This is a genomic window from Thermomonas sp. LB-4, from assembly GCF_036409385.1.
In the GTDB taxonomy this organism is placed as follows: Bacteria; Pseudomonadota; Gammaproteobacteria; order Xanthomonadales; family Xanthomonadaceae; genus Thermomonas.
Map to the genome: position 1 here is coordinate 15,742 of NZ_JAXOFT010000020.1, position 24,703 is coordinate 40,444.

A 24,703-nucleotide genomic window follows, 5' to 3' on the forward strand; every position below is an offset into this window, starting at 1 on the left:
GCAGGCCCATGAAGTCAGGCATCAGGTCGGGTTGCCGCACCGTAGCAAGGCACACATCGCGCAACGCGAACGTGCTCCTGCAAGCTCAGTTCGCGCAGGCAAATCGTTGGGATACATGAAGGGATACCTAGAGAGTTACGAACAACAATATTTCATTTAAATCAATTAGATAGAATTATTTATCGAGTCCTCTCCTGGCACCACAGTGGTTCTGAAGAAGCCCGCGCAAGCGGGCTTTTTTGTTGCCTGCAGCACGCCGTGCGGCAGTTGCAATGCCGGCACGGTCGCCGGTCCGCCGCCCGCCGCGCGCTCTCAGTAGAAATCGCGGCTGCGCACGTCCAGGCTGCCGAGCAGCGGGGTCAGGTCATGCAGGCGCCTGGCGATCAGGTGGCGCACCCCGTGCTGGGCCTCCAGCCGGCCTTCCACCATCATCAGCTTCGACTCCAGGAACGGCTGCCGCTGCCGGTCGGCCACCTGTTTCCAGACCACCACGTTGATCATCCCGTGTTCGTCCTCGAGGGTCACGAAGGTGACGCCGCTGGCGGTCTGCGGACGTTGGCGCCCCACCACCAGCCCAGCCGCGGCGATGTGCCGGCCCGAGGGAATCCGCGGCAGGTCCCGCGAGCTGCGGCAGCGCCGCGCGCGCAGCTGCGCGCGCAGATGCGCCAGCGGGTGCCGGCCCAGCGTGGTGCCCACGGTGGCGTAATCGGCGAACAGGTCTTCGCCAGCCGTGGGCAGCGGCAGCGCCACCCGGTCCTCGCGTGGCTGCGTCGCGGCGCCCAGCAAGGGGCGCTGTTCCTCCACGCCAGCCACCTCCCAACGCGCGCGATGCCGGTGTCCCGCCAGTCCACGCAGCGCGCCGGCATCCGCCAGCGCGGCGCGTGCGCGGCTGTCCAGCCCGGTGCGCCCGGCCAGGTCGGCGACATCGGTGAACGCCTGCGCCGCCCGCGCCCGTTCGATCCCTCGCGCACTGCATTCGTCGAGGCCTTTCACCATGCACAGCCCCATCCGCAATGCGAACGCGCCGCGCCGGCCGAGTTCCAGGCCGCACTCCCAGCCGCTGTGGCGCACGTCGACCGGGCGCACCTCGACCCCGTGCCGGCGCGCGTCCTGCAGCAGCTGGTCGGGGCTGTAGAACCCCATCGGCTGGCTGTTGAGCAGGGCGCAGGCGAAGGCCGCCGGATAGTGGCATTTGAGCCAGCTGCTGGCGTAGGTGAGCAGGGCGAAGCTGGCCGCGTGCGACTCCGGGAAGCCGTAGCTGCCAAAACCCTTGATCTGCTCGAAGATGCGCGCCGCGAATTCCGCGTCGTAGCCGCGCGCCAGCATGCCGGCGGTCAGCTTGTCGCGGTGGTGTTCCAGCCCGCCGTGGCGCTTCCAGGCCGCCATCGACCGACGCAGGTCGTCGGCCTCGCCGGGCGTATAGCCGGCGGCGACGATGGCCAGCTCCATCACCTGCTCCTGGAACAGCGGCACGCCCAGCGTGCGCTCGAATACGCGCTCCAGCTCCTTCGACGGATAGCGCACCGGCTCCTCGCCGGTGCGCCGGCGCAGGTAGGGATGCACCATGTCGCCCTGGATGGGCCCCGGACGCACGATCGCCACCTCGATCACCAGGTCGTAGAAGGTGCGCGGCTGCAGCCGCGGCAGCATCGCCATCTGCGCGCGCGATTCGATCTGGAACACGCCGATGGTGTCGGCGCGGCAGAGCATGTCGTAGGTGGCGGGATCTTCCGCCGGGATCGTCGCCAGCGACAGGTCGCGCCCGTGGTGGGTGCGCAGCAGGTCGAGGCAGCGCCGCAGCGCGGTGAGCATGCCCAGCGCGAGGATGTCGACCTTGAGCAACCCGACCGCGTCCAGATCGTCCTTGTCCCATTGCACCACCGTGCGCCCGTCCATCGCCGCGTTCTCCACCGGCACCAGCGTGGACAGCGGCTGCTGGGAGATCACGAACCCGCCCGGATGCTGCGACAGATGGCGCGGGAAGCCCACCAGCGCTTCGGCCAGCACCAGCACCCGCCGCAGCAGCGGGCTGTCCGGGTCGAAGCCCTTTTCGCGCAGGCGCTCCGGCGGCGGCAACGCATCGCTCCAGCGGCCGACGCAACCGGCCAGAACGTCGATCTGGTCCGGCGGCAGCCCCAGCGCCTTGGCCACGTCGCGGATCGCGCCGGCGCCGCGGTAGGTGGTGGCCACCGCGGTGAGCGCGGCGCGATCGCGGCCGTAGCGCCGGAAGATGTACTGGATGACTTCCTCGCGCCGCTCGTGCTCGAAATCGACATCGATGTCCGGCGGCTCGTCGCGCTCCTTCGAGACGAAGCGTTCGAACAGCATGCCGATCCGGTCGGGGTCGATCTCGGTGATGCCCAGCGCATAGCAGACCACCGAGTTCGCCGCCGAGCCGCGGCCCTGGCAGAGGATGCCGAGGCTGCGGGCGTGGCGCACGATGTCGTGCACGGTCAGGAAATAACCCTCGTAGCGCAGCTCGGCGATCAGCGCGAGCTCCTTCTCGGCCAGATCGCGCGCCTTGCGCGGAACCCCCTGCGGCCAGCGCCAGCGCAGGCCCTGCCCGGTCAGTTCGCGCAACCAGCTGGCGGGCGTCTGCCCGGCCGGCACCAGCTCGTGCGGATACTGGTAACGCAGCTCGCCGAGGTCGAAGGTGCAGCGCCGGGCGATGCGCGCGGATTCCGCCAGCAGTTCCGGCGGGTACAGCCCGGCCAGTGCGTGGAGTGGGCGCAGGTGGCGCTCGCCGTTCGGGAACAGCCGCAGGCCGGCCTCCGCCACCGTGGTGCGATGGCGGATCGCGGTCATCACGTCCTGCAGGGCGCGCCGCCCGCGCGCGTGCATGTGCACGTCGCCGGCGGCGACCAGCGGCAAGTCCAGCGCCTTGCCGAGCGACTGCAGGGCCGCGAGTTTCTCCGCATCGCGCTGGCCGTGGTGCAACTCCACCGCGATCCACAGCCGCGCCGGAAAAATCCCCCGCAACCAGTGCCCGTCCCGCGAATCGGTCGGATCGTCCGGAATCCACAGTGCGGAAAGTCCGTCCAGCGGGTGGGAAAAGTCCTCGCGCAGCAACCGGTATCCGCCCTTCGGTGCGCGCCGGCGCGCGGTGGTGATCAGCCGGCACAGCGCCTGGTAGCCGGCCAGGTTCTCGACCAGCAGCACCAGCTTCGGGCCGTCTTCGATGCGCATCTCGCTGCCGACGACCAGCGGCAGGCCCACCGCCTTCGCCGCCTGCCAGGCGCGCACAATGCCGGCCAGCGTGCACTCGTCGGTGATCGCCAACGCCGCGTAGCCGTGCCGGCGGGCGCGTTCGAACAGTTCGCGGGCGCTGGACGCGCCGCGCTGGAACGAGAAGTTCGACAGGCAGTGCAGCTCGGCGTAATGGCTCCGGCCCGGGCTCATGCGAACCAGCCGTGCAGCCAGTAGTCGCCATGATCGCCCACCGGCCGGTACACCCAGGCGCGCTGGCCGGTGGCCAGCCGGGCGATGGCGTAATCGCGGCGGATGTCGCCGTTCCACCAGCCGGACTCGATGCGCTCGGGGCCCGCCAGCAGCCGCGGCGCTGGGCCACGCAGCGGGATGGGCCGGGCCAGCAGCCAGCCCGGGCGCAGCGGCGCCAATGCCTGCGCGACACGCCCCGCCTCGCCGCGCCTGGACGTTGGGGGCACGACATCGCGCCACGCCGCCTCCGGCCGGTGGTCGTCATGGACGGACAGGCCGTGGACGGCGCGCTCGCCCAGCCGCGCACGCAGGCGCTCGCGCAGCTGCTCCCAGGAAGTGGCCTGCTGCGGGCGCGCATCGAACAGCTCGCGATGGGCCGGCACGAACGCCGGCAGCTCCTCCGCCACCAGCGCCAGCGCACGCACCGGCGCAGCGACCTGGGCTTGCTCCAGCCGCCCGCGCGACACTTCGAACAGCAGCGCGGGATCGCGCTCCGGCGCCAGCAACCCGACCGCCACCACGGTTGCCGCGCGCCCCTCGTGCTCCAGCTGCAGGGTGAACCGCTGCACGCCGCCATCGCGGCCGGCCAGGAACGCGGCCAGGTCCGCGGTCAGCCGCTTCAGCGGGAACAGCAGCGCCTGCGAGGATTCGACTTCGTAGCCCAGTTCGATCCGCATCGCGAACCGGTCCGGCGGGCGGTACCAGGCCAGTGCCGGTGCGCTCACCCCCAGCAGCGCATCCAGATGGTCCGGGACGTCGGCGGGGAAGCGCCGCGCCAGCGCGGCGCGCGGCAGCGCCATGACCTGGCGCAGCGTGCGCAGGCCCATGCGCTGGAAGGCGATGACGACGTCCGGCGCGAAGCCGGCGCGCTGCACCGGCAGCTGCCCGAGGGCATGGCGCATCGGTTCGAGGCCGGCCACCGCCAGCCCGTCGTGGGCGTTGGCCAGCGCCCGCGCCGCTGCCGGGGTCGGCGCGGCGACGATCCGATGGCGGAAGCCCAGCTGGTCCAGTTCTTCGCGCAGCCGCGCCTCGAAGCGCGGCCAGGGCCCGAACAGGCCCAGGCTGCCTTCGATCTCGACGATCAACGCATGGCCGTATTGGGCGCTGACCTGCGAGCTGAAGCGGTAGGCCCAGGCGGCGAGGAAACGGTGCCAGCGGGCCTCTTCGTGCGGATCGTGTTCGATGATGGCAAACCTGCCGGGGAGCGCCTGCGCTGCGGCCAGGCCCATGCCCCGGCGCAGGCCGAGCGCGCGGGCAGCCGGGTTGACCGCATGCAGCACGCGCCGCTGCGCCGGGCCCGCGACCAGCGCCAGCGGCGCCTCGGGCTCGGCGCAACGCCGCAGCACGCCATCCAGCGCGAGCTGCGGCAGCAGGATGCAGGCCCAGCGCATGGCCTAGCCCGGCAGCGGGATCGGCCGCGGCGGGGCCAGCCCGCCGCGGCATTTGAGCACGCGCAGCTGCGCCGGGCGCGCGTCGATGGCGATGCGCAGCGCCGCCGGCGAGGGATTGCGCGCAGCCGCCAACGGGCGGGTGGCGAATGCCAGCGTGCGCCCCGATTCGGCGGCCACCTGCAGCCGCCGCAGCGCGCGGTCGTCGGCGGCCTGCGGCCAGCACAGCACCGCGCCGCAGCTGCCCGAGCGCAGGCACTGTTCGGCCGCCCACAGGGCATCGCGGTGCGATCCGGCTTCAACCACCTGCAGCTGGCGCAGTTCGACCCCTGCCGCCTGCCAGGCCGGGGCGAACGGGATATAGGGCGGTGCCACCAGCACGATGCGCTCGCCGGCCTGCGACAGCCGCGCCAGCGCCGGCCACAGCAGCTGCAGTTCGCCGACCCCGTCCACCGGGATCAACAGTTCGCTCAGCGCCGCCTCCGGCCAGCCGCCGGTGGGCAGCGCCGCATCCAGCGCGGCCTGCCCGGTGGGCTGTGCGCTCGGCGGCAACGGCGCCGGCTGCCCTTTCCAGACGCGCCGCTGGTGCAGCAGCGCATCGATGGCCACCACTGCGCCCATGTCATCCCCGCCGGACCAGGCCGCAGAACACGCCTTCGACCGCGAAGTCCTGCCCCGGCTGGACTTCGATGGGCGCATAGGCCGGATTGCGCGGCAGCAGGCGCAGCAGGCCCGCGGCGCGTCCCAGCCGCTTGATGGTCAGCTCGCCGTCCAGCCGCGCCACCACCACCTGGCCGTCGCGGGCCTCCGCGGTGCGCTTCACCCCGACCAGGTCGCCGTCGAGGATGCCGTCGTCGATCATCGAATCACCCTGCACCCGCAGCAGATAGTCCGGCGTGGCCGAAAACAACCGGGTGTCGAGGGTCAGGGTATCGGCCAGCCCGGCATCGGCGCCGATCGGCACGCCCGCCGCCACCCGGCCCAGCACCGGCACCCGCAGGAGGTCGGTGCGCGCGCGCATTCCGGCCGGGCGGATCCCGCGCGCCTGCCCGGGGGTGACTTCCACCAGCCCGGCGTCGGCCAGCGCCAGCACGTGCTTGCGCGCGGACGCCCGCGTCGCCAGCCCGCAGGCGGCGGCGATCTCGGCCAGGGTCGGCGGCTGGCCGTAGCCGGCCACCCGGTCACGGATGAAACCGAGGACAGCGGCGCGGCGGGGAGGAAGGCTGGACATTGGATACATTTGTATCCCAGACGCCGGGATTCCGCCAGCCCCCCAGCAGCGAATGCGTAGCTTCGCGCGCCAGGCCCGTTTCAGGTCGCGTTGATGGGCGCTGCGGCCGGAACTTCCCGGCATCCTGTCCGTGCATCGCCGGGGCGACAACCAGGCGCAGGGACCCGGCTGCGACCAGCGGCGCGCCGGGCAGGGCCGCTAGCGATCCCCGCGGCCCTCAGCTGCGCAGCGCGGCGAGAAAGTCCTCGCACCAGGCGTGGATGTCGTAACGCGACACCGGCGCCATCATCGATCGCCAACGTTCGCGGCGTTCGGCCAGCGGCATCGCCGCCGCGCGCGCGAACGCGTCGGCCACACCGTCCAGGTCGTACGGATTGACCAGCAGCGCCCCCTCCAGCTCGGCGGCGGCGCCGGCGAACATCGACAGCACCAGCACGCCCGGATCCTGCGGGTCCTGCGAGGCCACGTATTCCTTCGCCACCAGGTTCATGCCGTCGCGCAGCGGCGTCACCACGCCGATCGCGGCCAACCGGTAGAACCCGGTCAAGGTGGCGTGGGCGAAGTTGCGGTTGACGTAGCGCAGCGGCGTCCATTCCGGGTCGGCGTGGGTGCCGTTGATGTGGCCGGCGATGCCCTCCAGCTGGTCGCGCAGCAGCCGGTACTCCTGCACCTCGCCACGCGACACCGGCGCGATCTGCAGGAAGGTCAGCCGACCGCGCTCCTGCGGGTAGCGCTCGAGGTAGCGCGCGAAGCCGCGAAAGCGCTCGGGCAGCCCCTTGGAATAATCCAGCCGGTCCACGCCGATGGCGAGCTTGCGGTCGCTCAGGCTGGCCTGCAGCTGGCGCACGGCCGGCTTGCCGGCGGCCGCCCGGGCCTGCCCGGCGATGCGCGCGGTATCGATGCCGATGGGGAAAGCGCCGACGCGCACGCTGCGCCCGTCGGGCAGGCGCAGGCCGTCGTCGCCAACCAGGGTCGCGCCGCCGAACAGCCGCGCGTAGCTGCGGAACCGTTCGGCATCCCGCTGGGTCTGGAAGCCCACCAGGTCGTGCGCGAACAGCGCGCCGAACAGCTGGGCGTGGTCCGGCAACGAGGCGACGATGTCCGCCGACGGCATCGGCACGTGCAGGAAGAAGCCGATCCGGCAGCCCACGCCGCGTTCGCGCAGCATCGCGGCCAGCGGGATCAGGTGGTAGTCGTGGATCCACACGGTGTCGTCGTCGCGCAGCAGCGGGGCCAGCCGGTCGGCGAACAGCGCGTTGACGCGGCGGTAGCCGGCGCGGGTCTCGCGCGCGTAGTCCACCAGGTCCAGGCGGAAATGCAGCAGCGGCCACAGCGTGCGGTTGGAGAAGCCGTTGTAGTAGGCGGCCACGTCCTGCCGCGACAGGTCGAGCGTGACGTAGCGGATGCCGCCCTCGCTCTGCTCGTGCAGCGCGTCGCTGTCCTCGCGCGCGGTCTTGCCGCTCCAGCCGAACCACAGCCCGCCGCGCGCCGCCAGCGCCGCCTGCAGCCCCACCGCCAACCCGCCGGGCGCGCTTTCGCCCGGCAGCGAGACCCGGTTGGAGACCACCACCAGCCGGCTCACAGCGCCTCCGTCCACGGCCGCGACAGCCGCATCGCCGCCATGATCAGCCCGACGTGCGAATACGCCTGCGGGAAGTTGCCCCAGGCCTCGCCATCCTCGAACGCCATGTCCTCCGACAGCAGGCCCAGGTGGTTGCGGCGCGCCAGCACGCGCTCGAACAGCTGCCGCGCCTCGTCGTGCCGGCCGATCGACGCCAGCGCGTCGATGTACCAGAACATGCAGATGGTGAAGCTGGTTTCCGGCACGCCGAAGTCGTCCGCCGCGACGTAGCGGAACAGCCCGTCGCCGCGCTTGAGCTCGCGCCCGATCGCCTCCACCGTGGCGATGTAGCGCGGGTCCTGCGCCGGCAGCAGGCCGATGTCGGCCAGCAGCAGCAATGAGGCGTCCAGGTAGGTGCTGTCGAAGGAGGCGCTGAACCAGCCGACGTCTTCGCGCCACGCGCGCGCCAGCACGCGGGCACGGACGATTTCCGCGCGTTCGCGCCAATATCCCGAGCGTTCGGTCAGTCCCAGTTTCGCCGCCACCCGCGCCAGTCGGTCGCAGGCCGCCCAGCACATCGCCGCGGTGTAGGTATGCACCTCGGCGCGGCCGCGGAACTCCCAAAGCCCGGCGTCGGGCACGTCGTGCAGGGCGAACGCGCGCTCGCCCAGCGGTTCCAGCCGGGCGAAGGTGGCGATGTCGCCGGGATCGGCCAGGCGCTGGTCGAAGAACAGCTGGGTGGTCGCCAGCACCACGCTGCCGTACACGTCGTGCTGCTTCTGCAGCCAGGCCAGGTTGCCGCGCCGCACCGGGCCGCAGCCGCGGTAGCCGTCCAGGGATGGCACCTCCTCCTCATGCAGCGCCGCCTCGAAGGCGATCCCGTACAGCGGCTGCAGGCTGCCGTCGTGGGTGGCGATGTCGAAGATGTAGCGCAGGAACTCCTCCATGCTGCGGGTCGCGCCCAGGCGGTTGAGCACGCGCACCACGAAGCCGGCGTCGCGCAGCCAGCAATAGCGGTAGTCCCAGTTGCGCGACGATCCCGGCGCCTCCGGGATCGAGGTGGTCATGGCCGCGATGATCGCGCCGCTGTCCTCGTACTGGCACAGCTTCAGAGTGATGGCGCTGCGGATCACCGCGTCCTGCCATTCCAGCGGGATCGACAGGTAGCGCACCCATTCGCGCCAGTAGTCCAGGGTGCGGTTCAACGCCTCCTCCACATAGCCGTCGATCGAGCGCGCCAGCGGCTCGTCCGGCCCCATCACCAGGTGCAGGCGGTGATTGAGCACGAACGGCAACTGTTCGCGGACGAAGCGCACCGGCACGTCGGTGGTCAGGCGCACGGTCATCTGTGGCAGCAGCCAGCGGATGTGGTTGCTGCCCCAGGTGCTGTCCGGGATGCGCGCACCCCAGTCCGCCAGCGGCCGCGCGCGCACCCGGATGCGTGGCGTGCCGGCCAGCGGCGTGACCCGGCGAATCAGCGACACCGGGCGGTAGAAGCGTCCGTTCTGGCGCCAGCGCGGGGCGAAGTCCAGGATCTCGACCGAGCCGCCGCGACTGTCGTGCAGCACCGTGCGCAGCACGGCGGTGTTGGCGATGTAGTGCTGCTCGGCGCGTTCGAAATCCTCCAGCTCGATGGCGAAGTCGCCGCCCGGATGCTCGCGCGGGGACAGCAGCGAACAGAACGCGGGATCGCCATCGAACGCCGGCAGGCAGGCCCAGACCACCCGCGCCCGCGCATCGATCAGCGCGGCGAAACTGCCGTTACCGACCACGCCCAGATCCAGCGTCTGCACGGGTGGGATGTCCTCGCTCATGCCGCCTCCTCCAACCATTGGCGCACCGCGGCCGGGTCGGCCAGCCGGTGGGTTGCCAGCGTCGGCCGGCGATCGCCCACCACGATGCTGATGCCGTCGCGCCGGTTGACCAGTGCGAAGCCGTGCTCGTCGGTCAGGTCGTCGCCGGCGAATACCGGCCGCCGCCCGGCGAACGGCGGCTCCTCCAGGAACGCCGCGATCGCGGTGCCCTTGTCGGCACCGGCCGGCCGCAGTTCCAGCACGCAGTTGCCCGGCTGCAGCCGGTAGCCCGGCAATCGCGCAAGGGCGTGGCTGGCGAAGGCATGGGCATGCGCCTCGGCCTGCGGTTCGGCGCGCCAGTGCAGCGCCAGAGCGCGCCCCTTGTCCTCCACGCGCGCGCGCGGATGCGCGGCCATACGGGCACGCGCCTCCGCCACCAGCGCGGCCCACGCCACCGGATCCACCGCCGCGGGGCCGGCAGCCTGCCGCGTCGCCGCACCGCGCCGCTCCAGCCCGTGCAGCCCACCGACCGGGAACCGCGCGGGCGCGAACACGCGATCGACGCTGGCAATCCCGCGTCCGCTTACCAGCGCCAGCGCACCGCCCAGGCGGCGCGACACCGCGGCCAGCTGCGCCGACAGCGACGCGGGCGCGCGGACCCGGTCGGGATCCTCGTCGAATTCAAGCAGGCAGCCATCCACATCCAGGAACAGCGCCCAGTGGGCGGACAATGGCGGAGGCGCGGGAAGCGATGCGGCGGGTTCTGCGGCGGGCATGGGGATACCGGGAGGGAACATGCTGCGGCGCCGGCGCGGGCAGGCGGCACGCAACCGCTGTTGTACCCGCCCCGATGTGCAGGAAATGTCATCCCGCGCGGGGCCACGCCGCTCACGCCGCCATGCCTGCGCTGGCCTCCTCCACGATCCGCGCGTACTTGCGGGGCGAACCGGCGTCGCCGCGCCATGACACCACCGCTCCCGCGGGGACCCGCCCGCCGGCGAAGGTTTCCACGGTTTCGGCCACCACCCGGTGCACGCCCGGCGCCCGGGTGAAGCGTTCCATCGCCAGCAGCTCCGCCATGCTCGCCCCGCCGAACCGCCAGGACTGCTCCAGCACCCCGAGATGGCGCCGCCCCAGGCGGTCGACGCCGGCGATCACATCGTAGTTGCAGCGGGTGGCCACCACCCCGTAGGCATGGCGGATGACCGCGTCGTAGCGGCTGGCGGCCTGCACGGCGGCGCGCGGCTTGCCCGGCCGCAGGGTGGCCTCCAGGTCGGCAAGCGTGCCGCGCACGACTTCCAGCCGCGAGCCGCCATAGGCGCAGGCGCCCTGCGGCGTGATGACGGTGCGCTGGGTACCCACGTAGGCGATGCGATGCCCGCCGGGCAACTGGCTGAAACCGACGCTGTAGGTGGTCGATTCCACCAGGTCGCGCTCCAGCACCAGCCCTTCCTCCAGCAGCCGTGTCGGCGCCGCGTCCAGCCAGTTGGCGAGCTCCTCCTCGCTGCGCACCACGCGCTGGCCGCGCCCGCCGCGCTCGTGCGGCGGTTTCAGCCGCACCGGACCGCCGCGCAGCAACCCGGATCCGGCGGCGATGGCGTCCTCGCGCGAAAACACCGACCAGCCCGGCAGCGTGCAATCCTCCAGCCCGATAATGTCGATCCAGCCGTTCGGCGCCGCGGCGCGGCGCCCCGGCCGCGGATGGCTTACCAGCTTGGTCGCGACATAGGCGGCCGGCACGATGCCGCCCCACAGCTGGCTGCCGTCGCCGACGCCCAGCGCAGATGCCTCGCGCCGCGACAGCGTGGAGGAGGGAATCCAGTAGCGGCCGCACGGCGGCGCCGCGGTTGCCGCCGCCACCCGCCGGGCGCCGAACAGCGCGGCCAGTCGGCCCGCGGCGCACTCCAGCTCCGCCAGCTCATGCGGATCCCGCCCGCCGCCATTCTCCGCCACCGCAATCTCGACCGGCAGCGCCGACCACCGGATTGCCGTCGTCCTTGTTTGCTCATGCCGCAGGGTTGGCATCATTCCCTTTCCTCTTCGCCGGTGACCTCCGGATCCCGCCCTTGCCTCCGGATTGTGGGACGGCGCGGGTGACGGAAACCTCTTCGCGGCGAGGCCGGCGTTGCGGAATGCGCGCACATTTTTCACAACTGCGCAGGATATGCCCGGCATCGGCGGCCAGTTCCGGCCACGCACGACGGCGGCCTCCCCGCCTGCCGGGACCCACTGGACCGCGGACGGGGCTACTCCAGGCCCCGCCGGCGTGCCAGCTGGTCGCGGTCGAGCTGCATCAGGTAACGGAACAGCTTGCGCTGGGCTGCGGGGGTCAGCCCGACGAATTCGCAACCGGCCTGCGCAGCGTCGTAGCCGATATGGCCCCGGACCAGCACATGGCGGACCTGCAGGTTGACTTCCACCTCGCCGATTTCCGGCAGCTCGATGCGGCAGTCCTTGAGCACATCCCCGGTCTTGAAGGTCACTTCCGAGCGGGTGGCGACGATGGCCAGCCCGCCGCCGCCGATATCGCGGATGCTGGCCTGGATTTCGCGATCGCTCTCGGGCAGGCGCAGGTAGCAGACCAGGCTGCCTGCCGGCGGCTCGCGCCGCATGAATTCGCGGCGCTGCAGATACAACATGCGGGCAGGCAGGGCCAGCCGCAGCGCCGGCTTGTCCTCGAAGCTGTCCAGCCAGGCAGGGCCGGCGGAAAAACGCAGCGCAGCGCGGTCGATGCTGCCCTCGATGCGCAGCTGGTGCGCAGCCAGCCACGCGTCCAGCAGTTTGCGGGTGGACGGCACGTCGATCCACAGGGACCCCTCGTCCACCCGCAGCAGCATGGTCGCCATGCTGTCGGCGCTGCCTTCCGCGCGCACCGTCAGCGCGCAGCGTTCGCCCGCCAGCCGCTGCAGGTGATGGCGGATCTCGCCGATGTCGTGGACGTAGAACTTGTCGTAATAGCCGTCCAGATCGGCTGCGTCCAGCTCGGCAGGGGGCGGAACTTCGCTCATCCGGCAAGCTTAACGGCTGGCAGATGCCGATGCTTGATGGCGATGTTCACTCTGCGTCGGCCAGGTCGCCCTCGCGCACGCCGACATTGGTCGGGGCGGCATCAAACACCTTCCTGTCCAGCAATCCTGTTTCCCGCGCCACCAGCACCGGCACCAGCATCTGCCCGGTCACGTTGGTCATGGTGCGCATCATGTCCAGCACCCGGTCGATGGCGTACAGGTAGCCGATGGTCTCCAGCGGCAGGCCGGCCGCGGACAGCACCACCGTCGCCATGATGACCGCCGTACCGGGCACCCCGGCCGTGCCGAAACTGCCCAGCACCGAGGCCAGCGCGATGATCAGGTATTGCGACAGCGACAGGTCGATCTGCATGTACTGCGAGATGAACACCGCCGCCAGCGCCGGGTAGATCGCGCCGCAGCCGTCCATCTTGATGGTGGCGCCCAGCGGCACCGCGAACGCGGCGTAGTCCCGGTCCACGCCCAGATTGTGGGTGGCGCTGCGCAGCGACACCGGCAGCGCGGCGAAGCTGCTGGAGGCCACGAACCCCACCTGCATGCCGGGCGCCGCGCCGCGGAAGAACTTCAGGGGATTCAGCCCGTGCGCCAGCAGCAACCCGCCGTAGACCACCACGATATGGAAGGCGCAGGCCGCGTACAGGGCCAGCACGAAGCTCAGCAGCGGGCGCAGCTGCTCGAAGCCGTAGCCGCCCACCAGCGCTGCAATCAGGCCGAAGGTGCCGAACGGGGTGAACTCCAGCACGTAGCGGGTGACCTGGATCATCACGTCGCTGGCCTCGCCGACCAGCTTGCGCACGCCGGCGACCTTCTCGCCCAGCTTCACCATCGCAAAACCCACCAGCCCGGCGAAGAAGATCACCTGCAGCACGGTGCCGCTGCGCGGGACCAGCACCTTGGTGCCGTCGGCCAGCTTGGCGGTGGCTGCGCCGCCCAGCGCCTGGAACGGGTTGGCCGGCACCAGGTTGAGCAGCATGTCCAGCGCGCCCGGCACGTCCTTCGGGGTGTAGTCGGCGGCCACCGTCAGCTTCGCCACGCCGCTGCCGGGCTGGATGATCCAGCCGAACAGCAGCCCCACGCCCACCGCCAGCACCGCGGTGATCGCGAACCAGGCGAACGTGCGCCCGGCCAGCGCGGCGATGGACTTCTGCCCGCTCAGCGACGCCACCGCGTTGATGACCGCGAAGAACACCAGCGGCACCGCGATCATCATGATCAGGGTGACGTAGAGGTCGCCGATGGGCCCGAACCAGGTTTCCGCATCCTTGCCGAACGCCCAGCCGGCCAGCGCGCCCAGGACGAAGCCGAGGACCACGCGCTTCCAGAACTTGATGCGGAACCACCAGTCGAACATGCGGGCAACCCGGGGTAAGAATCGACGCACGATAACCGAGCGCCGCACCCGGCGTCAGCGCCATCCGCGCAACACTGCGGACATGGTGAGCATTCATAATACGGGCATGACGAATCCACATCTGCGCTTGCTGTCGCTTGCCTGCGCCCTCACCCTCGCCGCCTGCGCCAGCGGGCCGACCCTCCCGGCCAGCCGGCCCTCCGACCTGCCGCAGGCGGCCCTCCGCGTGGACGTGCCCGCGATCCAGCGCCCCGGCGGCGAGACGCCCGCCTGGTGGTACCGCGACGGCGCCGCGCAGGCCGCAGAACGTGGCGCGATGGTCGGTCGCACGAAGAACGTCATCGTGTTCCTCGGCGACGGCATGAGCCTGCCCACCGTGGCCGCCGCGCGCATCCTCGAAGGCCAGCGCAAGGGCGGCAGCGGCGAAGAGCACCGGCTCGCCTGGGAAGACTTCCCCGCCACCGCGCTCAGCAAGACCTACAACACCGACGCGCAGACGCCGGACTCCGCCGGCACCATGACCGCCATCACCACCGGTGTGAAGTCGCACATGGGCGCCATCGGCGTGTATGCCGGCGACAAGAACGACTGTGCCGACAGCCTCGGCAAGCACGCGCAGACCTGGCTGGAGCTGGCCGACGCCGCCGGCATGGCCGCCGGCATCGTGACCACCGCGCGCATCACCCATGCCACCCCGGCCGCCACCTACGCCCACGTGCCCAACCGCAACTGGGAGAACGACGCCGCGCTGCCCGCCCGGGCCGTGGCCGAAGGCTGCAAGGACATCGCGCAGCAGCTCATCGAGACCACCCGGAGCGGGCGCGGCCCGTCGATCGTGCTGGGCGGCGGGCGCAAGGAGTTCCTCACCACTGCGCAGAGCGATCCGCAGCAACCGGACAGGCGCGGCCTGCGCCGCGACGGCCAGGACCTCGTCGCCGCGTGGCGGCAGGCCCGCCCGCAGGGCGCCTACGTGACCGACGCGGCCCAGCTGGCGGCCGCGGCCGGCGCCCCCAGCGTGCTTGGCCTGTTCAACTACGACCACATGCAGTACGACCACGACCGCCTCGCCGCCGGCGCGGTCGAGCCCAGCCTCGCGGACATGACCCGGGCCGCCATCGCCCACCTGTCGCGCCGCGACGAAGGCTACGTGCTGATGGTCGAGGGCGCGCGCATCGACATGGCCCACCACGAGGGCAACGCCTTCCGCGCCCTGGACGAGACCGTCGCGCTCTCCGACGCGGTGCGCGCGGCCATGCAGGCCACCTCGGCCGAGGACACGCTGATCCTGGTCACCGCCGACCACGCGCACACCCTCAACTTCGTCGGCTACCCCGCGCGCGGCAACCCGATCCTCGGCAAGGTGCGCGGCAGCAGCAGCTTCGACGGCACCCCGGGCAAGCTGGCGCTGGACCTCAACGGCCAGCCCTACACCACCCTCAGCTACGCCAACGGCCCCGGTGCGGCCGGCGCCACGGACGCCCAGCCCGCCGGCACCAAACGCTATCCGCACTGGCCGCGCAAGCAGCTGGCGCCGGCCAACGGCCGTCCGGACCTGGCCGACGTGGACACGACCGATCCGGACTACCTGCAGGAGGCGCTGGTGCCGCTCTCCAGCGAGAGTCACGGCGGCGACGACGTCGGCATCTGGGCGCGCGGCCCCGGCAGCGCGGCGGTGCGCGGCTCGCTGGAACAGAACGCGATCTACCACATCGTGGTGCAGGCCACGCCGCGCCTGCGCGCCGCGCTGTGCGCGAAGGGACTGTGCGACGCCAACGGCGTGCCGGTGGAACTGCCGAAAATCGAGGCGTTCCGCCAGCCGGCGCAGCCCTGACCAGTGCCGGCCGGCAACGGTGCCGGCTCGCGCAGGTGGATCGCACCTCGACACGGAGCGCCACCCGGCTCCCGCATCAACGGCAAGCCGGGACCGGCGAGACGCGGGCGGTCAGAACGGCTTGGCCAGCACCAGCCACACGATCGCCACCAGCGCCAGCAGCGGCAGCTCGTTGAACCAGCGCAGCGCCGTGCCCGATGGCAGCGGACGGCCGCGTTCGGCGCCCTTCAGCCAGCGCCCGGTGACGATGTAGAACGCGAGCAGCAGCAGCACCAGCCCCAGCTTGGCGTGCAGCCATGCCGTGCCGGCGCCGACCATGGTCGGGAACGCCGGCAGTACCCGGTAGCCCAGCCACAGCACCAGCCCCAGCACGAAGGCGATGCCGAACATGACGTGGCCGAAGCGGTACAGCCGCCGCCCCATCAGCAGCAGCCGCGCGCGCACCTCCTGCGACTCGCCCGCTTCGGCGATGTTGACCAGGATCCGCGGCAGGTAGAACACCGCCGCCATCCAGGCAATCACGAACACGAGATGGAAGGTCTTGGTCCACAGGTAGGCCATGCGCTTGCTCCGTAATGCTTCAATTCCCCATGCCCGCGCGGGCGATGGCCGATGCGCCTTCGCCGCCGCTGCGCGGCCACGACGATGACAACTGGCGGATGATACGCACACCATGACCAAGACCTACGACCGCGCCTATTTCGACCGCTGGTACCGCCACGGCGGCATCGGCCACGCCGCGCGGCTGGCGCGCAAGGTGGCGCTGGCGGTGGCCACCGCCGAATATCACCTGGAGCGGCCGATCCGCAGCGTGCTGGACATCGGCTGCGGCGAGGGCGCGTGGCGCGCGCCGCTGCTGAAGCTGCGCCCGAACGTGCAGTACCTCGGCTTCGACAGCAGCGACTACGCCATCGCCCGCCACGGCCGCCGCCGCAACCTGCACCACGCCCGCTTCGCCGACTTCGCCCAGCTGCGCCCCTGCCCGCCCGCCGACCTGCTGGTCTGCAGCGACGTCCTGCACTACCTCGACACCCGCGAACTCGACCGCGGCCTGCCGGCGCTGGCCGAGCTGTGCGGCGGCGTGGCCTTCATCGAGGTGTTCGCGCGCGGCGACGGCGCCGAGGGCGACGAACACGATTTCAGGCAGCGCAGCGCCGCGTTCTACCGTGACCGCCTGCGCGCGCTGGGGCTGCACCCGCTGGGCTCGCACTGCTGGCTGTCGCCGGCGCTGGTTCCGCACGCCACCGCGCTGGAACTGCCGGACTGATCGGCGAAACCGGGATAGCGATCACGGACCCGTCAACCCCATGCGTTATGCTGCACTGCCGCAACCCGGGGCGATCCAAGATCTCGACATGCTGCTGTACCAACTGCACGAATTCTGGCGCGCGGGCCTTGCGCCCTTCACCTACTGGGCCGACGCCGGCGCCAAGATGTATTCCGCCCACGACAGCTGGCTGGCCAACCTGCCCGGCGCGCCGCGCACTGCCGCCGCGTTCGAGCTGATGTACCGGCTGGGCAAGGATTACGAGAAGCCCGAATTCGGCATCCACCAGATCGAGGTGGAAGGCCTGTCGATCCCGGTGGTCGAGCGCGTGGCGCTGGAAAAACCCTTCTGCCGGCTGCTGCGCTTCAAGCGCTACCACGACCAGGCCGACGGCCTGGCGCGGATGAAGGACGACCCCACCGTGCTGGTGGTGGCGCCGCTGTCCGGCCACCACGCCACCCTGCTGCGCGACACCGTGCGCACCCTGCTGGCCGACCACAAGGTCTACATCACCGACTGGACCGACGCGCGCATGGTGCCGGCGGCTGAGGGTGCGTTCACCCTCGACGACTACATCGCCTACGTGCAGGAATTCATCCGCCACATCGGCGTCGAACGCCTGCACGTGATCAGCGTCTGCCAGCCCACCGTCCCGGTGCTGGCGGCGATTTCGCTGATGGCCGCGCGCGGCGAGCGGCTGCCGAAGTCTATGACGATGATGGGCGGCCCGATCGACACCCGCCAGTCGCCCACCTCGGTCAACAACCTCGCCACCCGCCAGCCGCTGTGGTGGTTCGAGAACAACGTCATCCACACCGTGCCGGCCAATTACCCGGGCGCCGGCCGCCGGGTGTACCCGGGCTTCCTGCAGCACCTGGGCTTCGTGGCGATGAACCCGGAGCGGCACTCGACCTCGCACTGGGACTTCTACCAGGACCTGGTCAAGGGTGACCTCAGCTCGGCGCAGTCGCACCGCAAGTTCTACGACGAGTACAACGCGGTGCTCGACATGCCCGCCGAGTACTACCTCGACACCATCCGCACCGTGTTCCAGCAGCAGCTGCTGCCGCGCGGGCTGTGGGACGTGGCGGGCGAGCGGGTCGATCCTTCGAAGATCCGCGGTTGCGCGCTGCTGACCATCGAGGGCGAGCTGGACGACATCTCCGGGCAGGGCCAGACCCGCGCGGCGCACGACCTGTGCACGGGGATCGCCAGCGCCGACCGCAAGCACCTGACCGTGGCCGGCGCCGGCCATTACGGCATCTTCAGCGGGCGCCGCTGGCGGACCCAGGTGTATCCGCAGGTGCGCGACTTCATCGCCGCGCATGCCGTCAGGCCGGAAGCGCCCGCCAACCGCAAGCCGGCGCCCAAGCGCCGCTGACCACGCCCCCCCCACCGCGGCATTCACGTGCCGAAAACGGCGCCCGCTCCAGTCTCGACCTTCCCGACTGGAGTACGGCCATGCCCCGCGGCGACAAATCCGCCTATACCGACAAGCAGAAGCGCCAGGCGGCGCACATCGAAGCCAGCGAGCGCAAGGAAGGCCGCTCGCAGGAAGACGCCGAGCGCATCGCCTGGGCCACCGTCAACAAGCAGGACGGCGGCGACAAGCAATCCGGCAGCGGCCGCAAGGACACGAAGCATTAGCCCACGGGCTGCGGCACCCCCGGCGTGCGGCGGCTATGCTTGCCGCTTTCGCCGAGGATGCCCGCCATGCGCCACGCCCTGCTCGCCTTCGCCGTAGCCACCCTCATCGCCGCACCCGCCATCGCGGCGGACGGCGCCCAGCCGCCCAAGCGCAAGTCGGCGCAGGAGATCATCGACGCCGCCCCGGCCAGCGCCTGGCGCGACCTCGATCCGGCCAACACCCTGTACATGGAGTTGCCGAGCGGGCGGGTGGTGATCGAGCTTGCCCCCGGCTTCGCACCTGAGCACGTCGCCAACATCAGGACGATGGCGAAGGGCGGATTCTGGGACGGGCTGACCATCTACCGCTCGCAGGACAACTTCGTGGTCCAGTTCGGCGACCCCGAAGGCGAGGAGGCCGGCAAGGCCAAGCCCTACCCCACCGGCACCCGCACCAAGCTGCCGGCCGAATTCACCCGCAGCGACAAGGGCATCCGTTTCGACAGGCTGCCCGACGTGGACGGCTGGGCGCCGCAGATCGGCTTCATCGACGGCATGCCCGCCGCGCGCGACCCCAAGGCCGGCAAGGCATGGATCGCCCATTGCTATGGCGTGGTCGGCGCCGGCCGCAACAGCGCCCCGGACAGCAGCATCGGCGCCGAGCTCTACGTGGTGATCGGCCAGGCCCCGCGCGCGCTGGACCACCAGCTGACCGTGGTGGGCCGGGTGGTCAAGGGCATGGAGCTGCTCAGCGTGACCCCGCGCGGCCCGGCGCCGATGGGCTTCTATGCGAAGCCCGAACAGCGCGCGCCGATCCTGTCGGTCAAGCTGGCCAGCGACGTACCCGAGGCCCAGCGCACCCGGCTGCAGCTGCTACGCACCGACAGCCAGGCGTTCATCGACGCCACCGAGGCGCGCCGCAACCGGGTGGACGATTTCTATACCCAGCCGGCCGGCCACATCGACCTGTGCAACGTCAGCCTGCCGGTGCGCGAGGCGCCGTAAGCGGCGCCATCACCCGGCGTTCGCCCGCGGTCGCCTAGCCTGCGTTTCCCTACACCGGAAGCCACACCCATGCCCATGATGCGCATCCGCCTGACCGGCAGCGAGGACGATGTCCGCGCGATCACCAACCTGCTGCAAAGCCTGGACGGCATCGAGCACGTCGAGGAAATCGACGACCTGATGCCGCACATGGACGACGCCGATTCCAGCTCGGCGGGGTTGAGCGATGTCGAAGGCCCCGACACCCACGAACTGGAGATCGAGGCCCCCAACGCCGCCACCGCGCAGAAGGTGCGGCAGACGGTGGAGGCGCTGGCGTTCGACCTCGACGTGGTGGCCGAATTCGAAGAGGACGAGGGCTGAGCGCAGCCGCGGCGGGTTTCCCTGCGGCGCAAATGGAGCAGGCGGCCGCGGCCGCCTTCTCCATTGCAGCCAGTGGTGCTTGGATCAGAACTCCCGGCTGACCCGCACCCCGAACGTGCGCGGCTGCGCGATCACCGTGTAGGGCTCGTTGCCGCAGGTCAGCGCGGCGCACTGGGCGAACCGGCTCATCTGCGCGCGCTCGTCGAAGGCGTTCTTCAGGAACACGTCCACCGACCAGCTTTCCCTGCGCCAGCCGGCCGAGAGATCGACCAGCGTGTAGCCGTCCAGGTGGCCCAGTAGCGCGGTTTCCGCGCCGCGCATGTCCACCCGCCGCTTGCCCGCATGCGACAGCGATGCCTGCCAGTACGCCTCTCCTTCGCCCAGCTCGAAGGTGTATCGGGCATTCAACGCCCCCTTGAAGCGCGGGGTCACCGGCAGCTGGGTGCCGGCCGCCGCCTGCGGGCCGTCCACCACGTCGCCGTTCGGGTCCACCGTGCCGAACGGGCACACGGTTTCCGGCTTGCCATCCGGCTTCAACCAGCCGCAGTAGTTCGCGGTCAGCTTGGCGTCGTACCAGGCGAAGCTGCCGGTGAACTGCAGGTTGTAGGTGGCCGCCCAGCTCAGGTCAAGCTCCATGCCGTCGATCCGCGCCTGGTTGGCGTTGCGGATCTCGGTGAGGCCGTTCTGGCCGAGGTAGGAGAACTGGAAGTCCTTCCAGTTCTCGCGGAACACCGCGCCGTTGAAGACCAGCGTGCCGCCCGCCCACGAGGTCTTCCAGCCGGCCTCGTAGTTGGTCAGGAAGTCGGACACGTACGGCGGCAGCGTGCCGCGGCGGTTGATGCCGCCGGGCCGGTAACCCTGCGACCAGGTCGCGTAGACCAGCTTCTTGTCGTCGATCTTCCAGGTCGCATTGAGCCGGTAGGTGGCGTCGTTTTCCTTGACCCGCTTGTCCACCACCTTGCACGGCGCGCCGTCGTACGGCACCCAATTCGAGGGCGCACCGTACTGCGCCAGGCAGCCAGCCTCGCCATAGCGATCGGCCGGATCCAGGCTGCTGCCCGAGGAATAGCCGTTGGCGAACCCGAAGTAGCCCTTCAGCCCGTTCTCGGAACGGAACCAGCGGCCGCCCGCCGTCAGTTCGAGCTTGTCGGTGGCGTCGAAGCTGACCTGGCCGAACACCGCCTGGTCGCGGTCGCGGCGATCCTGCTGGGTCAACCAGATGGTTTCGGGCCAACCGCTCACCGACAGATCGCTCGCCAGGCCGTCGACGCGATAGCGCTGCTCGATGTCGTGGCCTTGCTGCTGCCAGAACAGGCCCGCCACCATCCGCACCCGGTTGTCCTGCGGGGAGGCGATGCGCAGCTCGTGGCTGGTGCGCTTGTAGCCGTCCTTGGCATCGATGTGCTGGGCCGGATTGATCAGGTTGCCGTTGTCGTCGTAGAAGTAGGCGCCGTAACCGGCCAGCGCGTCGTACCAGTAGCCGTAGTCGCTGTAGTCGGACGCGGAATCGACGTCGCGCTTGAGGTGCGAGAACACGTAGGTCAGGTCGAAGTTGCCGATCTTGCCTTCCACCGTCATCGCCGCCTGGTACCAGCGGTCGTCCGAGAACTCCGGATAGAAGTGCTTGACCGCCATCTCGCCGCCGGACGCGTCGTAACCCGCGTCGGCGCTGCCCACCAGCGGGTCGATGCCGGCGCTGCCGTAGGCCTTCTGCTTCTGCGCGATGACGTGCGGGGTGATGGTCCAGCGGTCGTTGATGTCGAAGCGCAGCGCCGCGCGCATGCCGACGGTGTCGGCGGTGTTGTAGTTGTTCTCGGCGAGGTCGTTGTTGTCGTCGACGATCCCCGAGGTTGGATAGGTGCGGGTGCCGCGCAGGTTGTCGACGTAGCCGGCGTCGTGCTTCTGCCAGCCCACCAGCCGCACCGCCGCGGTGTTCTCCTTGATCGGCAGGTTGACGAAGCCTTCCAGCACGTGGCCGATGCCGCCGCCGTCGATGGCGTTGGCCTCCACCGCAACCCCCGCCGAATAGCCCGAGGGATCCGGCTTGCGGGTGATGATGCGCACCGTTCCCGACTGCGAACTGGCGCCGTACAGCGTGCCCTGCGGACCGGCCAGCGCCTCAACCCGGTCGATGTCGTACATGTGGATGTCGAGCGCGCCCTGGATGGTGGTGATCGGCTGCTCGTCCAGGTACATGCCCACGCTGGGCTGGGAACCGGAGTGGTTGCCGTCGCCGCCGCTGGCAACGCCGCGCATGTACACCTGCACGAAGCCCGGCCCGGAGAATACGCCGCCGCCAGCGGTGCCATAGCTCAGGCTGGGGATCATCTTGGCGTAGTCGCTGAACGAGGCGACGTTCTGCTGCTCCAGCTGCTGGTTGCCCAGCACCTGCAGGCTGATCGGCACCTTCTGCAGGTTCTCCTCGCGCTTCTGCGCGGTCACCGTGACGGTGTCGAGGGTGCGCGCCTCGCGATCCTTCTGCGGCGGCGCCGCATCCTGCGCCCATGCCGGCGCGGCAAACGCCAGCGCCACCGCGGCGGCCAGCGGGATCCTGCGGAAACTTCGGGATGCGTCGCCCTTGCGGTGACGGCTGCATTTGCTTGCTTGCATCGTGGACTCCCCTCCAGTTGTGGCACTCGTTCGTTGTTGTGCGGTTCCGCGGCCCCCCCTGGCCGCTCGACCGATGACGCACCCTCAGCGCCGGGCCGGCAATTCCTCCGCCGGCGGCACGGCCGGATAACGGGCCAGTACCGGCCCCAGCGCTTCTTCCAGCGGGCCCAGCCACGGCGCGAAATGCCGCCACTGGTCCAGCCCGTCGCGGTAGATCGGCCGGCGCACCTGTTCGGAACTGGCGGTGCGGACCGCCCGCTCGTTCTCGAAGAAGCGCAGGCAGCGGTCGTCGAACTCCAGCCCGCAGTAGTCCAGCAGCGCGCGCACCTGTGTTTCGGTGTCGGCCACCATGTCCTCGTAGATGACGCGGTGGACGCGTCCCGGCAGCACCTCGTCGAAGTGCGCCATCAGCGCCACGTAGTCGGCGTAGTAGTGGCCCATGTCCGCCAGGCCGTAGCTGAAGGCCTGGCCGCGGGCGAAATGCTGCTTGAAGTTGGAGAAGCAGCAGGCCAGCGGATGGCGGCGCGCGTCGATGATCTTCGCGTTCGGCAGGATCGCGTGGATCAGGCCGACGTGGGCGAAGTTGTTCGGCATCTTGTCGATGAACAGCGGCCGGCCCTCGCGCCGGTGCGGCTGCGCCCGGCGCAGGTAGTCCCGGCCCAACGCTTCCAGTTCCGCCCGATCCAGGCCGGCCAGCACGTCGTGGTAGGACGTGGTTTCCGGGCTGCCGTCGCGCTGGCGCAATTCGCGGGTGATCGCGATCAGCGCAGGCAGCTCCATCGTCCCTTCCACCTGCGGGTGGCTGGACAGGATCTGCTCGATCAGGGTGGAGCCGGCGCGCGGCATGCCGACCACGAAGATCGGATCGGGAGCGGCGCAGCCCGCGCCTTCGCGTTCGGCGAAGAAGGCGCGGTTATAGGTGCGGGTCGCGCGGCGGGTGCGCTCGCGCCCCAGCTCGGCGTCATGGGGCAGCTGCCTGCGCCGCAGCGCGTTGCCGCGGGCGTAGTGCGCGAACGCGTCGGCGTGGTCGCCGGCATCTTCCAGCGCCTTGCCGAGGGCGAACTCGAAGTGCAGGCGGGCGTCGTCGTCGAGATCCTCGCGGCGCAGCTGGGCGCGCATCGCTTCGATGTCGGCGGCATCGAAGCGCACCGTCTTGAGGTTGGCCAGGCTCCACCACGCGGCGCCGAAGCCGGGGTTCAGCGCGATTGCGCGGCGGTAGGCGGCCACCGCGTCGGCGGTGCGGTTGGCGGTCTTGAGCGCATGGCCGTAGCCCAGCCAGACCTGCCACTGCCCCGGCGCGCGCGCGAGCACGGCCTCGTAGGTGGCGATCGCGCCGTCGAAGTCGCCCAGCTTGCCCAGCACCACCGCACGCATGTTGCGCAGCGGCTGGTTGCCGGGATCGCGCTCAAGCAGGCGGTCGATCTCGGCCAGCGCCTCGGCGTGGCGGTTGCCGCGGTTGAGCACCACCGCGTAGTTCTGGCGCGCGGCGTCGAAGCCCGGCGCACGCTCCAGCGCGTGCTCCAGCAGCAGCGCGGCCTCGTCGTTGCGGCCCAGCCGCGCCGCCAGTTCGGCCAGCATGCGCAGCGCCGCCACGTCGCCGGGCAGGCGCGCCAGCCGCGCGCGCAGGCGGGTTTCCGCCTCGGGCAGGTCGCCGCGGGCCAGCGCATCGGCGGCGGCCATCAGCACGGGGTCGCGGGCGCTGTGGCGCAGGTGCTGGAGGTAGGCGACGTTGGCGCCGTCCTCGTCGCCCGCCGCAAAGCGCAGGTCGGCCAGCGCCAGCCACGCACCGGGCAAGGCCGGCTGCAGCGCTACCGCGCGTTCGGCGCAGGCCAGCGCGTCCACCCGCCGGCCGGCACCGGCGCTTGCCCGCGCCAGCTCCAGCCAGGTCATCGCCGAGCGCGGCTGCGCGCGCGCCAGCCGGTCGAGCCGCTGCTGCGCGGCGTGGAAATCACCTTGCGCGGTGTCGGCCATGCCCAGCACCAGCTCCGCGCCGGGGTGCCCGGGGGCGGCCGCCAGCACTTCGCGCGCCTGCTCCGCGGCCAGCGCGGGATCCGCCGCCAGCAGATGCAGGGCGTGGGCCAGCGCGGCCTCCACGCCGGCGGTCGGGGCCGGCGCGATCAGTGTTTCCATGCCTGCCCCCATGCCATGTCTGCGGCTAGTTGTGATCTCTCAGTAGGTTGTTCATCCGGGGCATCTCTGGAAGATGGGGG

The 24,703-nt window shown here is 70.9% G+C and carries 19 protein-coding genes; 6 read left to right on the plus strand and 13 right to left on the minus strand.

Going from position 1 to position 24,703, the window contains the following annotated elements; translation table 11 throughout:
• Nucleotides 1-312: 312 nt before the first annotated feature.
• The 10 genes from SPK54_RS11095 to SPK54_RS11140 all read right to left on the minus strand — a co-directional run bounded on the left by SPK54_RS11095 (nt 313) and on the right by SPK54_RS11140 (nt 13,791).
• On the minus strand, nt 313-3,420 hold the full coding sequence (locus SPK54_RS11095; protein ID WP_330947979.1) for an error-prone DNA polymerase: 3,108 nt from the start codon (nt 3,418-3,420) through the stop codon (nt 313-315).
• The gene (locus SPK54_RS11100; protein WP_330947963.1) at nt 3,396-4,829 is read right to left on the minus strand and encodes a DNA polymerase Y family protein; all 1,434 of its coding nucleotides are present in this window, start codon (nt 4,827-4,829) and stop codon (nt 3,396-3,398) included. The genes SPK54_RS11095 and SPK54_RS11100 overlap by 25 nt, the downstream gene beginning before the upstream one ends.
• A gap of 3 nt (nt 4,830-4,832) precedes the next feature.
• A complete protein-coding gene (imuA, locus tag SPK54_RS11105) occupies nt 4,833-5,447 on the minus strand; it encodes a translesion DNA synthesis-associated protein ImuA (RefSeq protein WP_330947964.1) in 615 nt (204 codons plus the stop codon).
• Between the two features lies 1 nt (nt 5,448).
• Entirely contained in the window at nt 5,449-6,057 is a 609-nt protein-coding gene (gene lexA, locus SPK54_RS11110; protein WP_330947965.1) for a transcriptional repressor LexA, read from the minus strand.
• Nucleotides 6,058-6,274: 217 nt separating this feature from the next.
• Nucleotides 6,275-7,639 (minus strand): alpha,alpha-trehalose-phosphate synthase (UDP-forming), encoded by a 1,365-nt coding sequence (gene otsA / locus SPK54_RS11115; protein ID WP_330947966.1) that lies wholly within the window; start codon nt 7,637-7,639, stop codon nt 6,275-6,277.
• Nucleotides 7,636-9,432 (minus strand): glycoside hydrolase family 15 protein, encoded by a 1,797-nt coding sequence (locus SPK54_RS11120; RefSeq protein WP_330947967.1) that lies wholly within the window; start codon nt 9,430-9,432, stop codon nt 7,636-7,638. The genes otsA and SPK54_RS11120 overlap by 4 nt, the downstream gene beginning before the upstream one ends.
• On the minus strand, nt 9,429-10,142 hold the full coding sequence (gene otsB / locus SPK54_RS11125) for a trehalose-phosphatase (protein WP_330947968.1): 714 nt from the start codon (nt 10,140-10,142) through the stop codon (nt 9,429-9,431). The genes SPK54_RS11120 and otsB overlap by 4 nt, the downstream gene beginning before the upstream one ends.
• A 157-nt stretch (nt 10,143-10,299) precedes the next feature.
• Nucleotides 10,300-11,436: a DUF3182 family protein gene (locus tag SPK54_RS11130; protein WP_330947969.1), complete on the minus strand. Its 1,137-nt coding sequence runs from the start codon at nt 11,434-11,436 to the stop codon at nt 10,300-10,302.
• 221 nt (nt 11,437-11,657) lie between these two features.
• Entirely contained in the window at nt 11,658-12,419 is a 762-nt protein-coding gene (locus SPK54_RS11135; RefSeq protein WP_330947970.1) for a flagellar regulator YcgR PilZN domain-containing protein, read from the minus strand.
• Between the two features lie 46 nt (nt 12,420-12,465).
• Complete coding sequence (locus tag SPK54_RS11140) at nt 12,466-13,791, minus strand: dicarboxylate/amino acid:cation symporter (protein WP_330947971.1); 1,326 nt, start codon at nt 13,789-13,791, stop codon at nt 12,466-12,468.
• Between the two features lie 106 nt (nt 13,792-13,897).
• Between SPK54_RS11140 and SPK54_RS11145 the strand changes: the two genes are divergently transcribed.
• Nucleotides 13,898-15,622 carry an alkaline phosphatase gene (locus tag SPK54_RS11145; protein WP_330947972.1) on the plus strand — a complete coding sequence of 575 codons (1,725 nt, stop codon included), beginning with the start codon at nt 13,898-13,900 and terminating at the stop codon, nt 15,620-15,622.
• A 111-nt stretch (nt 15,623-15,733) separates the two neighbouring features.
• On the opposite strand, the gene SPK54_RS11150 is transcribed toward SPK54_RS11145, so the two are convergent.
• Complete coding sequence (locus tag SPK54_RS11150) at nt 15,734-16,183, minus strand: CopD family protein (protein WP_330947973.1); 450 nt, start codon at nt 16,181-16,183, stop codon at nt 15,734-15,736.
• Between the two features lie 112 nt (nt 16,184-16,295).
• On the opposite strand from SPK54_RS11150, the gene SPK54_RS11155 reads away from it, so the two are divergent.
• The 5 genes from SPK54_RS11155 to SPK54_RS11175 all read left to right on the plus strand — a co-directional run bounded on the left by SPK54_RS11155 (nt 16,296) and on the right by SPK54_RS11175 (nt 19,883).
• Nucleotides 16,296-16,889 carry a class I SAM-dependent methyltransferase gene (locus SPK54_RS11155; protein ID WP_330947974.1) on the plus strand — a complete coding sequence of 198 codons (594 nt, stop codon included), beginning with the start codon at nt 16,296-16,298 and terminating at the stop codon, nt 16,887-16,889.
• Nucleotides 16,890-16,980: 91 nt separating this feature from the next.
• Nucleotides 16,981-18,270, plus strand: coding sequence for a polyhydroxyalkanoate depolymerase (gene phaZ, locus SPK54_RS11160; protein ID WP_330947980.1), 1,290 nt, complete (start codon nt 16,981-16,983; stop codon nt 18,268-18,270).
• An 80-nt stretch (nt 18,271-18,350) separates the two neighbouring features.
• Entirely contained in the window at nt 18,351-18,536 is a 186-nt protein-coding gene (locus SPK54_RS11165) for a hypothetical protein (RefSeq protein ID WP_330947981.1), read from the plus strand.
• Nucleotides 18,537-18,593: 57 nt separating this feature from the next.
• Nucleotides 18,594-19,520, plus strand: a complete 927-nt coding sequence (locus tag SPK54_RS11170; protein ID WP_330947975.1) for a peptidylprolyl isomerase — start codon at nt 18,594-18,596, stop codon at nt 19,518-19,520.
• Between the two features lie 69 nt (nt 19,521-19,589).
• On the plus strand, nt 19,590-19,883 hold the full coding sequence (locus SPK54_RS11175; RefSeq protein WP_330947976.1) for a hypothetical protein: 294 nt from the start codon (nt 19,590-19,592) through the stop codon (nt 19,881-19,883).
• Nucleotides 19,884-19,967: 84 nt separating this feature from the next.
• Here the strand turns inward: SPK54_RS11175 and SPK54_RS11180 are convergent, their stop codons facing one another.
• Together SPK54_RS11180 and SPK54_RS11185 are read right to left on the minus strand one after the other, a co-directional pair.
• Complete coding sequence (locus SPK54_RS11180; RefSeq protein WP_330947977.1) at nt 19,968-22,493, minus strand: TonB-dependent receptor; 2,526 nt, start codon at nt 22,491-22,493, stop codon at nt 19,968-19,970.
• A gap of 84 nt (nt 22,494-22,577) precedes the next feature.
• Nucleotides 22,578-24,623: a sulfotransferase gene (locus SPK54_RS11185; protein WP_330947978.1), complete on the minus strand. Its 2,046-nt coding sequence runs from the start codon at nt 24,621-24,623 to the stop codon at nt 22,578-22,580.
• Nucleotides 24,624-24,703 lie beyond the last annotated feature (80 nt).